This window comes from Shewanella sp. NIFS-20-20 (assembly GCF_019209865.1).
In the GTDB taxonomy this organism is placed as follows: Bacteria; Pseudomonadota; Gammaproteobacteria; order Enterobacterales; family Shewanellaceae; genus Shewanella.
This window is the reverse complement of the sequence record NZ_JAHUTT010000081.1, coordinates 1-14,847: the sequence shown is the minus strand read 5'-3', so window position 1 is coordinate 14,847 and position 14,847 is coordinate 1. Positions and strand designations below refer to the sequence as shown.

The 14,847-nt window shown below is 45.9% G+C and carries 11 protein-coding genes and 1 pseudogene; 5 read left to right on the top strand and 7 right to left on the bottom strand.

From position 1 onward, the window contains the following. Nucleotides 1-103: 103 nt before the first annotated feature. Entirely contained in the window at nt 104-334 is a 231-nt protein-coding gene (locus KU855_RS17550) for an FAD-dependent monooxygenase (protein WP_218532244.1), read from the bottom strand. 863 nt (nt 335-1,197) lie between these two features. On the opposite strand from KU855_RS17550, the gene KU855_RS17545 reads away from it, so the two are divergent. After that, nucleotides 1,198-1,542, top strand: a complete 345-nt coding sequence (locus KU855_RS17545) for a hypothetical protein (protein ID WP_218532236.1) — start codon at nt 1,198-1,200, stop codon at nt 1,540-1,542. Nucleotides 1,543-1,548: 6 nt separating this feature from the next. After that, complete coding sequence (locus KU855_RS17540) at nt 1,549-2,106, top strand: hypothetical protein (protein ID WP_218532234.1); 558 nt, start codon at nt 1,549-1,551, stop codon at nt 2,104-2,106. 582 nt (nt 2,107-2,688) lie between these two features. Here the strand turns inward: KU855_RS17540 and KU855_RS17535 are convergent. The 3 genes and pseudogenes from KU855_RS17535 to KU855_RS17525 form a co-directional block, all read right to left on the bottom strand. Next, a pseudogene (locus KU855_RS17535) lies at nt 2,689-3,138 on the bottom strand (IS630 family transposase); the annotation flags it as partial. A gap of 84 nt (nt 3,139-3,222) precedes the next feature. Then, nucleotides 3,223-3,498 (bottom strand): peptidylprolyl isomerase, encoded by a 276-nt coding sequence (locus KU855_RS17530; RefSeq protein WP_218532232.1) that lies wholly within the window; start codon nt 3,496-3,498, stop codon nt 3,223-3,225. Nucleotides 3,499-3,558: 60 nt separating this feature from the next. Continuing rightward, nucleotides 3,559-4,131 (bottom strand): nucleoside triphosphate pyrophosphohydrolase family protein, encoded by a 573-nt coding sequence (locus KU855_RS17525; RefSeq protein ID WP_218532247.1) that lies wholly within the window; start codon nt 4,129-4,131, stop codon nt 3,559-3,561. Nucleotides 4,132-4,297: 166 nt separating this feature from the next. Here KU855_RS17525 and pyrC point away from each other — a divergent pair, with 166 nt between their 5' ends. Next, nucleotides 4,298-5,332, top strand: coding sequence for a dihydroorotase (gene pyrC, locus KU855_RS17520; protein ID WP_218532230.1), 1,035 nt, complete (start codon nt 4,298-4,300; stop codon nt 5,330-5,332). A gap of 87 nt (nt 5,333-5,419) precedes the next feature. Here pyrC and KU855_RS17515 read toward each other — a convergent pair whose 3' ends face one another. The 3 genes from KU855_RS17515 to KU855_RS17505 all read right to left on the bottom strand — a co-directional run bounded on the left by KU855_RS17515 (nt 5,420) and on the right by KU855_RS17505 (nt 12,125). Next, a complete protein-coding gene (locus KU855_RS17515) occupies nt 5,420-6,085 on the bottom strand; it encodes an NAD(P)H-binding protein (protein ID WP_218532228.1) in 666 nt (221 codons plus the stop codon). A gap of 167 nt (nt 6,086-6,252) precedes the next feature. Then, nucleotides 6,253-9,825, bottom strand: coding sequence for a response regulator (locus KU855_RS17510; RefSeq protein WP_218532226.1), 3,573 nt, complete (start codon nt 9,823-9,825; stop codon nt 6,253-6,255). Nucleotides 9,826-10,013: 188 nt separating this feature from the next. Next, complete coding sequence (locus KU855_RS17505) at nt 10,014-12,125, bottom strand: methyl-accepting chemotaxis protein (protein WP_218532223.1); 2,112 nt, start codon at nt 12,123-12,125, stop codon at nt 10,014-10,016. A gap of 642 nt (nt 12,126-12,767) precedes the next feature. Between KU855_RS17505 and lgt the strand changes: the two genes are divergently transcribed. After that, nucleotides 12,768-13,574 carry a prolipoprotein diacylglyceryl transferase gene (gene lgt, locus KU855_RS17500; RefSeq protein WP_218532221.1) on the top strand — a complete coding sequence of 269 codons (807 nt, stop codon included), beginning with the start codon at nt 12,768-12,770 and terminating at the stop codon, nt 13,572-13,574. Nucleotides 13,575-13,777: 203 nt separating this feature from the next. Next, nucleotides 13,778-14,719: an alpha/beta fold hydrolase gene (locus KU855_RS17495; protein WP_218532213.1), complete on the top strand. Its 942-nt coding sequence runs from the start codon at nt 13,778-13,780 to the stop codon at nt 14,717-14,719. Nucleotides 14,720-14,847: the final 128 nt, after the last annotated feature.

Below are 14,847 nucleotides of genomic sequence, written 5' to 3'. Positions count from 1 at the left end.
AGCCGACTAAGATTAGTGTGCCGATGAAACAGAAACGCTGCATGATGAGCCCCGCCTTCTTGGAGCAAGTCCTTGTGGCCGGATTTACATCAGCGCCTAAATCTTAACCATTCATGCGGACGCCCTGTGACAATGGGTTTCCCAAACGCGTGATCAAATCTTTTATACCCAACTTATCAAATACCTGCATGGCATTATGAGCCAAAATAATGCCTGCGCCAACAGGTTTAATCTCACTTGCTTGTTCAAAAATATGAACCGTAATACCCAGTTTCTCTAAAAATAATGCGGTTGTAAGCCCTCCGATACCCGCGCCAACGATGGCTATATTCATAGCTCCCCCAATTCTCAGTAAAAATTAGCTTAAGATATTGATTATTGTAGTAAGTTAGCCTGTCGTTTGGCCGCGCACCGAACACCGAACACCGAACACCGCATATGATGGCCAACACGGCCATCAGGCAAACGACCAATGATGGACAACCCTCACAAAAAATAGCTAACAATCTTAGCAATCGGATGCGATTAAACACCAACACTATGGCGATAACTCCATCGACTCCATTTTAGTGGATGGCACCATTCTTGCCATTCATGCAGGCCAAAAGAAGCTAACTATCTTAACAACACGCAGAGCCAGGCGCAGACGCCCTTGGCATAATACCCCGCCTTTATTACCACGCAAAATTGATCGATTGGCTTGCAGGACAGAGTAATAATTGACAGTGAGATATCGGGGCTGGTATTGATTATAACTAAGCTCATCAAAGGGTTTCCTAAAACAACCTCATCAGTAGTTTAAGCCACAACGAACCGATTAGGCTCACGGCTGGTATGCCTTACATTACCCATAAGCCAGAACATGTTTTACCATGGTTAGGAGAGAAACTAAATTCACAGGTGTCTATATGAACTGCCATCAACAATTAGTCACACTGAGCCAAGCATGACAGCAACGAATCACAAGCCTGCTGCACGACCCCGAGTGCACTTGATTTGAACACTTTGTATCTTGCTTAGCTTACGCGCATGCGCTTCGGAGCAAGGCTCATCGCCAAGTACGACATTTAGAGATTAAATCACTTGGGATGATGCGCGAGCGTTGCACAAATGTTTCATCTTCTGTATAAAAGACTTCCTGATACCATCGTTTTGGAATCATGATAGTTATACATTTTATTTAACGGAATAAATTTCATGAAAAAAATTATATTTATATTTTTGGCGAATGTAATATTAATAATGGTAACAATCTACAGCCCCCCGACTTACTCATATCCATCTGTTAACGCAATTAACTCTGTTTATTGTCACAGTTGTGATGATATTGATTACAAAAATAAAGCAATAACCAAATCTAAATCCCTTGATTTTAATTCAGATGAATATGGCGAACCTGAGTACACTTATGTAAACGTATTTGATATTAATAATCAGACAATGAAGAGTTATTTGGTTACAAGGAGTGAGTCACCATTTTTTCCTGGTTTGACCTATCACGCCAGCGAAGCGGTTCCGGACCCAGTAATTAAATCAGAATGAGAGGAGGTGTCTTCAGCGCTACACCTTTTTTTCAGCGATCCTTTTATTTCAGATGAGAATGGGATGACTTTTCTGACAGATCAAAAAACCAGAAATAGAGTCTTTGATAAATTAAATTATCAGTGGTACGGGGTTATTCTTGGGGCTGCCGGAAATCTTCGTATATTAGATAGCGTAGTAGGCGTTTTACCTGATAATCCAGTGTGGAATAGGATGAAAATATCATTCGCTGATAAGGTTGAATTGATTATATCGATTGCGGATGTAGAACAATTGACGTTAGGAGATTTGTTTAGCGGCAAGGCAGTTTTGGTATATATTCAAGATTCAGCATACATTATAGATGCAAATGGTGACTTAGTTAAATTACCTGATGATATTCCTGAAGCAAATAATGTTCAAAAAGTAGTATTTCATGGTCTTACTACGGCCAATAAGTTTGCATCATTTGTGGGTGGTTTGAGGTCAGTTAATGCGTCAAATTGTTCAGTAAAAAAACCACTGTCAAGGATAAAGATGGAAATGAGCATGTTACGTATGTTTTTGTTTGCAGTTAAGGTATAAAAGAGGTTGACAATAATGGAAGTTACAGCGACATTGATTGGGCAGGTATCGATATTTGTAATCATAGTTCTCTTTCCAATGAAAATTATCTTTACATCAAGTTTGTCAAGCACTAAAAAACTGTTTTGGGTGTTATTGTTTTTGTTGTTACCTATCATTATGCCTGTGATATTTTCAGTGTTAATGAATAGGCGAAGTAAAATTCAATGTAAATAAATAATCGTTATTAGCGTTGGTAGTTGTTAATATACCGCCAACGCTAATGGAGTGAAAACACGATTCATTTAAACAACTACAGTTTTCTATTTGACAATCACATTTAACAAAGCTGAATCGAGTTCAGTGCCTTAAATAAGAAAAGTAGGAGATATTTGCTCACCTCGGTTATTGCAAGGCTAATGTCCGCTTTTTGTTCCTCAACGTTTGTTTATCTTCGTGGCCTAGTTGATCAAATCATTCGCTAGAACGCAACTGTCCCAGGGCTTTCGGCTACTTTATGAGATTGTCTGGCGAACAGGCATACCTTAGATTCTCAGAGTAACCAACACACTTGGAATAGACTTGAGAGCTAAATAAGTGATCCTAATTGTGATCCACTTTCACCAGACCATGCCCGCCACCAGGAAATGGTGAAGCATGATCCATAAAAAACTTAACCCGCTCCATCAGTTTCGAAATATTCCTGCACTGGTGGTTCCGAGTGACCGTTTCGTGAAGTGCATGCCATAACTTCTCTATCTTGTTAACCCAGGGGGAGTAAACTGGTTGAAACAGCAAAATGAACTTGGGGTTTTGCTTGAGCCATACCCGAGTCTTTTTGTTCTTGTGAATGATGTAGTTATCAACAATGAGCGTGATTGTTTTGGCTCGCCTGTATTGTCTTTTCAGTAACTTCAACATCGAAATGAACAGCGTTGAATCTTTGCTGGCGCTGGCGACGTAGCTTACTTTCCCTGTTCCTGCATGAAGCGCTCCCGCAAGGTACCGCTTGGTATTTTGGCCAGGTGTAGCCACTCGTTTTTGAGGGCTCCGGTCTAACTGTTGACCTGAATAATATCTGATAGCAGAGCTTGTATTGAGCCCTTAAGAAAGGGCTCTAGTCAATTCATTAAAACCTTATGTCCTGTAGAGGACCTTCACCACGTGCCAGCCAAACTTGGTTTTGACTAAATGTGGCACCAGTAATTCACCCGCAAAACAGACCTTGTCGAATGGTGGCACCATTTGGCCGCGTTTAAACTCACCTAAGCGACCGCCGCTTTTGGCTGAGGGACAAGAAGAATACTTCTTGGCGAGCACATCAAACTTAGCGCCTTTATTAAGCTGCTTGATAATGTCTTCAGCGAGCTGCTGATGTTTCACTAAAATATGAACGGCACTGGCGGTTTTCACTGGATTTCCTCTGCCCTCTTGCACAGCAATAGCGGCATTAATTCAAATAAATACAAAATATTAGACGAGCGCGCTGAGGTCGGCCGGACGATAACCAACCGACTTTAACACTTTACCGGCGCGAATAGGCTTGTTATCAAGCATGGCATCGGCGGCGCATTTTACTATCCAAGCCCCCCCTTTAGCAAAGGCATTGAGGCGAACCCCTTTGGCGGCGTAAAACGCTTGCGTCGCTGTGAGCTCAGACTCTGACTGACACAATTTGCTCATATTGCTTTGGTGGATTTCATCCCAACACGGCATAAAATCAATCGCTAAGTTACGCGCGACTTGCAGCAAGGTATCGAGCATATGGGCCAAGTCTGGGCGCGAGTCATAGGCTTGGGCGCCAAGATGGACGAGACGGCCCATCAACACATAAACACAATCAACCAGCGCATCGGCTTGCTCTATCTTATTGGCCGCCTGTGCTAGCTCAGTCATTTCTTCCACAATCAACGAAGTATGTAACTGACAACTGCCAGTCTCCATGGCCTCGGTCGCGGCCACGGGCAACTCAAATGCGTGGCGAAATTCGGTGATGTCGGTATATAAGTGTTGATAAAGCGCGGGAGTCAATTCAGTAAGGTGGATCATTGGCGGCCTCGTTCACAAATAAAGGCAGATCATAAACCCTTTAACTCGCGAGGCCAAGTTTGGACGCCAGTGCTTGATTTATTGAATAAATTAGTCTTTTTTACTTTACCCTCAGGCCACAGACACATAAGATCGCCGCATCGAAGTGACCAAAGAGATCCCTATGACAACAATAACAATCACCCGTCCAGACGATTGGCATGTGCATTTGCGCGATGGCGTACAATTACCCGATACCGTGCGCGACATTAGCCGTTATATGGGACGCGCCATTGTGATGCCAAATTTAGTCCCCCCCGCCACAGATACCGAGACGGCGCTGGCTTACTATGATCGGATTGTCGCGGTTCGCCCTCATGACAACTTCGAGCCTTTGATGGTGATTTACCTCACCGACAACACCTGCCCTGATGACATTCGCCGGGCCAAAGCTAGCGGCAAGATTGTCGCGGCCAAGCTCTATCCGGCGGGTGCGACCACCAATTCAGACTCTGGTGTGACCGACGTTAAAAAGATTTACCCCGTACTTAACGCCATGCAAGAAGTGGGCATGCTGTTGTTGGTTCATGGGGAAGTCACCGACAGCGCCATCGATATTTTCGACCGTGAACAACGCTTTATCGATACGGTATTGCGTCCTTTAGTGGCTGATTTTCCTGAGCTAAAAGTGGTACTCGAACATATCACTACCCAAGAGGCGGTCGAGTTTGTTAGCCAAGCCTCTCATCATGTAGCGGCCACCATCACTGCCCATCACTTGCTGTATAATCGCAATCATATGTTGGCTGGCGGTATTCGCCCGCATTTTTATTGTTTGCCGATTTTAAAGCGCAATACCCATCAGCAAGCCTTGCTGGCTGCAGCTACCTCGGGCAACCCAAGATTCTTTTTGGGAACGGACTCGGCGCCTCATTATCAAGACAAAAAAGAAGCCGCCTGCGGTTGTGCCGGCTCATACACCGCCCATGCCGCCATTGAGCTCTATGCCGAAGCCTTTGAATCGGTCAATGCCCTCGATAAATTAGAAGCCTTTGCCAGCTTTAATGGCCCTGACTTTTATGGTCTGGCGCGCAATCAAGACACCATCACGCTCACTAAGCAAGCTTGGGCTGTTCCTGCCAGCTATCCGCTTGGCGACAGTCAGGTGGTGCCTATTCGTGCCGGAGAAACTATCGAATGGTCGGTGACTGAGTCATGATAGCAGACTTGGCAGCCGCCATTCCTTGCGAGTAAAGACTGCCGATGGCCGTTAGCACGACACAAGCAACTGTTGCACTCAGTTGCGCTAAGCCTTGGCAAGTTGATGTAACTCATCCAAGCGGTAATAGGTTAAGCGTTGGGTCGGCGCCGCCGTCGACAAGCCTGTCGCCGTGAGGCTGAGCGCGACCTGTTCGCCAGTAATGGGGCGGTATTTGGCCAACATCGGCAGCTGACATAGCCAAGGCATCAGCCGACTTCCAATGATTTCGCCGACCCTAACATCATGGCGTTGGCCGATAATCAGTGAAGGCTGAAAAATACTGACCCGCTTAAAGCCAATCGCTGCAACTTTTTGCTCTAACTCCCCTTTCATCTGCAAATAATCATGGCGACTGGCGGCATTTGCGCCACTGGACGACACCAGTAAATAATGATTGACCCCTCGCTGAAAGGCGAGTTGCGCCGCCTGATATTGATAATCGACATCCACGAGACGTTGTTTTGCCTTAGAGCCAGCAAGCTTGGCAGTCGTGCCCAAGCACGAAAATAGCACATCACCGTTAAACACCTCTGCGCTCGCGTTAAGGCGATCAAAGTCGATCACTTGATTAATGATGTTGGCACGCTGATACACTACTTTCCTGCGGCTAATGGCAGTCACTGACTCTATGGCTGGCGATTGCGATAATATTTCCACTAGCGCGCGGCCAACTACGCCTGTGGCGCCTAATACGATGGCCCTCTTTCCCATAACGAACTCCATAGTGCACTCAAAACTGCTAACGATTCGGCGCGCCAAATCATCAGTGAAGTTAACACTCAAGGCCCGATATACCGAGCCGAATTTAACGCAAATGCCACAAGGGCAGGCTATAGTATGAAGTAAGTTACTGATCAAAAGCTATGATAATCACAGGCTTAACCACAATCGGCAGGCTTGTCATTCTGTGAGGCGATGGGGTTTTGTGGCGCTAACCATTGTTGCAGCGCCTGTTGCAGCTTGTCGGTCGCAACCGGTTTGGCAATATAACCATTCATTCCGGTTGCGAGACATTGCTCGCGATCACCTTCCATGGCATTCGCAGTCATGGCGATGATCGGAATATTGCAATCTAAGGTGGCACCTTGGCGTATTTGCCGTGTGGTTTGATAGCCATCCAACTTAGGCATTTGGCAGTCCATAAACACCAAATCGTAGGCTTGCTGTTGCAGTAAACTTAACGCTTGTTCTCCGTCAGAGGCTATGTCGACCACAACACCAAACTTTTTCAACAAGCCTTTGGCCACAACTTGATTGGTTAAATTGTCTTCAGCCACTAAGACTCGGCCACTGAACTGGGGCAAATGATGCGGCTGCGCATTGGCTCGGTGACGGCTCACGGTTTTTTGCCCTGAGAGGGTAAATAGCGAATGATACAGCCCTGATTCATTAATTGGCTTAGCAACATACGCACTAAAGCCATGATCCATATAATGCGTTACTAAGTTGTGTTGATGGTGATAATCCAACAACAGCAGCGGCATATCGCCAGTATTGGGTTGCTGCTTGATCACTTGTGCCAATTGTAAGCCGTCCATGTTGGGCATATTCATATCAATCAGTATCGCATCAAAAGGCGTGGATGGTGCGGCGGAATTGACATGCAGCAAGGCGACTTCGGCACTCGCTGCCAAGGTATGCCCAACGCCCCACTGTGTGAGCAGTTGCGCGATATACTGTAGCGATGTTGCATTATCGTCCACCACCAGCACGTTAACGCCAGCGAGATTATCACGGCTTGGTTTAACCATGTCCACGACCGCATTATCGAGAATAAGAGTAAACCAAAACTTGGCACCATGAGCTTCACTGCTATCCACCCCAATGTCGCCGCCCATCAATTCAACCAATTGTTTACTGATGGCCAGCCCTAAGCCGGTGCCGCCATACTGACGAGTGGTTGAACCATCCGCCTGGCTAAATCGTTGAAATAATTTTGATTGCTGCTGTTGATTAAGACCAATTCCGCTATCGATTACCTCAAACTTCAATAGGCTTTGCTGGTTATCAATCGCTTGCACCGAGTAGTACAACGCGACTTCGCCAGTGTCGGTGAACTTAATGGCATTGCCGACCAAGTTATTGAGGATTTGTTTGATACGTCCCGCATCAGCAGTAAACCATTGGGCCGGCATTGGGTTGGCAGGACAAATAAGATCGAGCCCTTTTTCTGCCGCGCGAACCCCCATTGTCTGACCACATTCAATCACTAACTGCCCCATCTCAAAATCTGTCGGCTCTAATGCCAATTTTCCGGCCTCGACCTTAGAGAAGTCGAGAATATCATTGAGAATGCTCAATAACGATTCGGAGCTCACTTTGACAAGCTCGGCAAAACTGCGTTGCTCTTCATCGAGACGGGTATCCAATAGCAAATTCACCATGCCTAGCACCCCATTCATGGGCGTGCGAATTTCATGACTCATATTGGCCAAAAACTCACTTTTCGTCTTGTTAGCCGAATCGGCCAATTTCAACGCTAAACGCAGTTCCTCGATGACTTTTTTACGATCAGAAATATCATAGTTGGTGCCAATCATCCGTATCGGAGCCGCTTGTTCATCTATGATCACCCGAGCATTCGCTTTGATATGGCGCACTTCTCCTGTCGGCAACACCACCCTAAATTCGGTATCAAAATCTTTTTGCCCCTTAAGGGCGCTCTGCAACTCGGCTTCGATATTTTGTTGGTCGTCAGGATGTAAACAATTGAACCAGAAATCAAAGGTATTTTCGCCTTCATGCGCCTTCAGGCCATAGAGCGCAAACATTCTGTTATCCCACAATAGCTGATGCTCTTGCACATCAAATTGCCACACCCCAATACCACCAGCATCGGTGGCTAAGGCCAACCGACTGTTTAAATTGCCAATTTTATTACTTAGGGCTAACGAGGTTGCCTTAAAGTTTTCGACCAACATCGTCACTTCATCGATGGTGGAACTCGGCCAATGAATCGCCGTATTTTGAACAATACGATTGGGTAAATCTTCGGTAATATTTGCCAGCGACGCTAATGTATCCGTTAAGTATTTGCTCACGGTAAACGCAATTAAAATCATTGGGATAAACAACAAGGCAACGACTAATAGCCCATTAATGGAATAGGCATAAAGCTCTGATTGCATCGGGGCTAACGGGTATTCAATAGTCAATTGCCATTGGGTACCCGGAATGATGACCGATGAAAAATAGTAGGCTTTTTTCCACACCTCAGTGATCGCCATATGACTAGCGAGCTTCGGCACCATAATTGACACCGAATCAATCGCGGTTGACGAGATTTGGCCGTGAGGTTCTTCAAGCGTATCTAAGGTTTTACGGCGCGGATCGCTTGAATATATCACCTTATTTTGGCTATCAACTAAGGTGACCACAACGCCACTCAGCGCGGCATCGATTGCCAAAATTTTTTGAAGATGACTAATGTTAACCGCCCCCAGCGCATAATGACTGAGTTGACCTTGCGTAAATATCGGCGATGAAATGGTTACTATCGGTTTGTCGGTTCCGCCGCGCCCGAGAAACACATCCGAAATATAAGGCAATCCAATGGCTGACATCTCTCTGAAATAGGTTCTATCGGAAAAATCCAAGCCAATCGTCGATTGTCCGTCGGCATTTTTCGATGGATAAAAAGCCACCGTCTGCGCCTGATGATCCGCCAGATAGACGTTAATAAAATCAGGAAATAACTGTTTTACTGTCTGCAACTGTTGCTGTATTTGCGACGATGAGGTCATCCCGTAAATGCTGCCCATATTAGCAATGACAGCGGTTGCATTGGTATAATTGTCTACCCACGCCGCCAACTCATCTTTGGCTTCTAACATTTCCGACTTAACTAATGCTGCAGCATGCTCGGTCAAAGCATCACTTTGGCGATTATTCTCATAGAACAGTAACAACATCATAGGAAACATCAAAAAGGCACAAATCACGTTGAAAATCAGATTTTTATAAGAACTGCTAATCGGTTGCTTGGTGATCCAGTGGATCAAGGGGGTATAAAAAATAATAATACTGGCCATTAGTGCATTAAAAAGACCATTGATGGCTTGCTTAAGAAAAATGACCAGCACCGATTGGCTATCAAGTCCCATAGTGCCACCATAAAATAGTGCCACCAGTATTGCGCCTGGTACCAACCAAAATGCCGCATCAATCAGGACGAGGTTGGTGTTACCGCGTCGCAGCGCCATGGCTATCCATATGGCTTCCATCGAAAAAACAATTAACGCATAGGGGTGATTCCAAAGAATCATGGTATATGAAGAGGCAATTAGCGCCACCACTAAGCCATACCACAAGCCTAAGGTCCAAATGGCGATAATGGTGAAGATACTGCCAAAAATGAAATCAACACCAAAACCAATCGACAAGGCTAAATAGTTACCCGCAAAACCGAGTAAAGCTAATATTGCGGCGATCATGGTGTGGCTATTCAGCATCGATTTACCCCAAGCAGCCAAGAGCTCATCTTAACCTGGCGGTAACATGTCGTAACTTGTCGCTGAGGGAACGCATCTTCTATAATGCCCATCCTAATCATTGCTTCCCATTCAAGAATATACATGTTCTTGAACTCAAATAATCTTAATCACCCCAATAGGATAAATGCGGCATGCTAATGTGACCTTTACTCCACTTTAAATTGTTTCACTAAGCTGTTCAGGCGCAATACCGAGCCGCCCATATTTTGGGTATAACCTTGATTTTCTGTGGATGCCACTAGGCTTTCATCCACCACAGTTTGTACCTTAGCCACCGATTGAGTGGCAGAGCCAACTACCGAGCGCTGGTTTTCGGCGGCGGTCGCAATTTGCGCATTCATTTGATTTAAACCAGCGATAGCATCAGAAATTCTATCTAATGCACTGCCGGCTTGATTGGCCAGTTTAACGGTTTGATCACCGCCTTCTTTCGAACGAACCATAGACACCACCGCTTCACTGGCCCCTTTCTTCAGGCTCTCGATCATCGACTGAATTTCATTGGTACTGTTTTGAGTACGAGACGCGAGCGTCCTCACTTCATCGGCCACGACCGCAAAACCGCGGCCTTGCTCGCCGGCTCTTGCGGCTTCAATGGCGGCGTTAAGTGCTAATAAATTGGTTTGTTCGGCAATGCTGCGAATAACATCCAGCACCGAGACAATGTTATTGACCTCAGCGCTCAGCTCATCAATGACTCGCGAACTTTCATCGATATTCACTGCCAAGCCTTCGACTGAAACAATGGCTTGTTGCACCGTCGAACGCACCGCTTCACTGTCTTGAGTGGCATCATGGGAGGCGTGGGAACAATGCTGAGCATTATCGAAAATACTGTCGGCAGCATGATGAACCTGCTCGATATAGGATACAACCTGACTCACTTCTTGGCTTTGAAAGCCTACCCGCTCACTGACCTTGCGACTGATATTACTCATCGAATCAATGGCGTGATCTAAATTGACTGATTCGCTACTAATTTGTTTCACCAATTGCTGGATCTTAGCGACAAACTCATTGAAGCCTTTTCCTAATGCCGCCAACTCATCCCCGCCACTGTCATCGATACGTTGGGTTAAGTCACCATCGCCCTTAGCAATCCCATTGAGGCGCGTCACTAATAGGTCGATTGGGTTAATGATCACTTTAATCAAGGTATAGGTAATCACCACCCCAGTCACTAAGGCCAGTAGCCATACTAGCGCGACAGTCACCACCGCAGTATTCACTGCGGTGGCGGCTTCATCATCGGCGGAATCGGCAAGACTATCGGCGGTTGACGCTAAGTTTTCCAATAACGCATCGGCTTGAGTAATACTGGCTTCAAGGGCATCAGTAAAAGCATCAGCCTTAGCTTCGGCTTGTAATTGAATGCGATAACTATCAAATAATTGTCCATCCGTTAACGCGAGTTGTTGCCAGAGCACAAAGTTAGTGCGCAAGTCCTTGGCGTCCTGACTGTCTTCTTCGCTTTCAGCAAGCTCATCGAGAATATTGATATTTTCAACGACAAGGCGGCTTAGTTCATCAAAGTTTTCCCGAATGGCCGCTAATAGCGCAGGATCCTCTTCAGCCAAATATTCGCCCGCAGTATCTTGCATTTCCATGACATAGCGTTGCATCTTTAATGCCGCTTCTACCACCGGATAATCGCGCTCGAATAGTTCACCTAAGATAGCATTCACATCTTGCGCCGTTGCTTGGGGTGATTTAGCTAAGGTATCGCCCTTATTCTCCGCCTTGGCCATTTCTTCTTCATTTTCAATGGCAAACTCATCTAATGCGCCAATAAGTACGGCGCCTAAGTCATCAAACGATTGCAGCAGTGATTTGGCTTTTAATTTCTCATCAAGTTCTTGCTTATGAGCCAAGAACATGTCATTGATCTGGCCTTGCAAGCGTGTGTTAGCATCAAAGGCTTGCTGTGCCGCTATTAACTCCTGCTCATCGAGTAAGTGGGTCAGCTCTTGGTATGAATTATTGAATGTTTGATTCAGTGGCTCAATGGTTAAATACAATTGCCTTATTTCATCTATATCTTCTGATGCCATAATTTCATTAGCCACTTTCCCTTGTTCCCACAAGGAGGCAATCATGTCGTCCGTATTTTCTATGGTCGGGGTTATATCCTCGCTTAGATGTCGTAAATTCTTTTCAAGATCAAAAACATAATATAAGCCCACTGCCGCAATCAGTGACAGTAGTGCTAATAAGGTGATAATGGCAGAAATAAGTTTGCTTCTTATGGTAAGTAACATCCGTGTGCTCTCCAGCGATATAACCTTAATGATCGAACCAGTACACCAAACATTAAACACTTGACAATGTATGCATGTTTTTAAAGATTAGCGCACAAATCTGAAATTCACATATTCTTTACTGTGTTTAATCAATGAATAAACATCGCCTCATTCCTGCCAAGCGCTAACAACCCAGCCCGGTGTAATTAATCAGCGTACTTTGTCGCCATCGGTGCTCATCATGGTGGCCGTCTGTAACCAATGCTTGGCTAGGTCGCCACAACACAATCCACAATGGCTTCAAGGCGAATCAACAGGCTAGCCTTAGGCGATGCCTCAACATGATTTAGCCTTTCCCCCAAAGGATGGCAGCTGGCCCCCCTTGCATAACCGCTAAACGGGCTAACATCATATCGGCGCTGGTAACTATCCATCTTAATGCCCTTAAGGTCGTAAATAATGTCACTGCCTCATCAACACCGCGGTAACATGGCTACTTCCAGCCGCGCTCTTAGCAAGCAACATAGGTCACTGCAAGGCTGAATTAACGGCACGCACGCCAAAGTTAACAAGCTGAAATACTTGTCTATTGGCTCACAACCGAGTAAAACAGGGCGACGATTGAACTGATAGCGCTTTGATTGAGTGGAGTAAAAAGATTTGGAACATTTTGTGTGGCAACTCGATCCCGTATTAATTTCGTTTATGGGACTCAAAATACATTGGTATGGGGCACTGTTTGCCACCGCTATTATGGCGGGCTTTCAAGTGATGAAACGCATCTATGTTAAAGAAGGCTTAAACGTTGAGTCATTAGATCAACTCCTGCTTTACTGCGTGATTGGCATTGTCGTTGGGGCTCGCTTAGCCCATTGCTTATTTTATGATCCGGCCTATTATCTGGCCAACCCCCTTAAGATCCTTGCGATTTGGGAAGGCGGACTCGCCAGTCATGGCGGCGGGCTTGGGGCCATTTTGGCGCTCTATTATTACCAACGTAAAGTGCAACTGCCCTTCTTATTTTTATTGGATAGGCTCGCCATTGCGACCGCCATTTTTGGTTTTTTTGTGCGTATGGCCAATTTTGCCAACTCGGAAATTCTCGGCACCCCGACCCAAGCGCCTTGGGGCATCATTTTTGCCAGAGTCGATATTCTACCAAGGCATCCCGCTCAGCTGTATGAAGCCTTAGCCTATTTGGCCATATTTATCGGCTTGTGTGCAGTCTATCGATTCAGCCAAATGAAACAGCGCCACGGAGCTATTTTCGGCTTGTTTTTAATCAGCGTGTTCAGTGCTCGTATCGCCATTGAGTCAATCAAGGTTAGCCAAGCTGCCTACCATGAAAATCTGTTAAGTGCCGGTCAATGGTTAAGCCTGCCCTTCTTAGCCGTCGGTATTGTGCTGCTGATCATGGCTTATGTTAAAAAACCCAGTGCGCCGGTGTCTATCAAGTCTGCCGATTAATCGTTGCAATTTGCCACAAAGGCGCTGCGTCACTGCAGCGCCTTTTTTATTGGCCAATCACGGCGAGTTGCTACGGCATTTAGCTCCGATAAGCTGGCCTATTGCATCGCAGTATCGGCGCTGGTAATAGCCAGCCTTCATCGGTACAGTAGATATATCGACTATGATTATTCTCTATTGACTGGCATGACAGGGAGAGAGCAATGGCTTGGTTCATCATCATGGGTGGCGGTTTGATTTGGCTGTGGTACGCCGCCAATAGGCATCCAGACAAAACCTTGCATGTTGCGCGCAATATGTATGCGTATTGGGCCGGGGTTGAACGCTTATTTGTCAGCATTGATGACCTCAAACATCAGGCCTATTGGCGTATTTCAGACAGTCAACATTACGCGAGCGCTGCCCCTTGGGTAGTCATGATCCATGGTTTTAGTGCTGATAAAACCGTGTGGAGCCTGTTTGCGCATCACTTACCTAAACACTATTCATTACTGATGGTTGATTTAACTGGCCATGGTGAGTCTGAGTATAATGATCAGTGCCGCTTTGATATTGCCAGCCAAGCGCAGCGTCTGTGCCAGATGCTCGATGCATTAGGCATCGAACAATGTCATTTAGTGGGTAACTCCATGGGCGGGCAAATCGCCGCATATATAGCTAGCCATCATGCTGAACGCTGCCTCACCACCTATTTATTTAATCCCTCAGGAATCGTCGCCCCGCAAACAAACCCGTTCGTCCAAGCCATTATGGCGGGTGATAATCCATTTTTTACTGAGACCCGGGCACAATTTGATCACTTCTATCAACAAACCATGGCTCGCCCGCCGTGGTTACCACAGCCATTACTGAAGGCCATTTACTTACAACGACGCCAAAGCAACCTACTATTAGAACGTATTTTTTGTGAGTTCACCCAAGAGCCAGTGCCACCAAGCATCAGTGGCGATGTCAGAATATGTTGGGGGCAAGTAGATCAAATTCTAGACATCAGCGCCTTAGCACTTTGGCAGCAATGCCTGCCACATGCCGACATCTTGGTCTACCCCAACATAGGTCATATGCCCATGCTTGAGTGCCCTAAACAAGCCGCCGCCGATTTTTGTCACTTCATTGAAAATCGTCATAAAAAAACCGCGCCATAGCGTAATGCCGATCAGTTAAGACAGATCGCTTGACGATCTCACTGAAAGGATCAAAATCCGATGACCCCTTGTCATCGGATTTTTTTATGCAACTTTCAGAAGCTTTGGCGCGTACTCATTTCAATCGT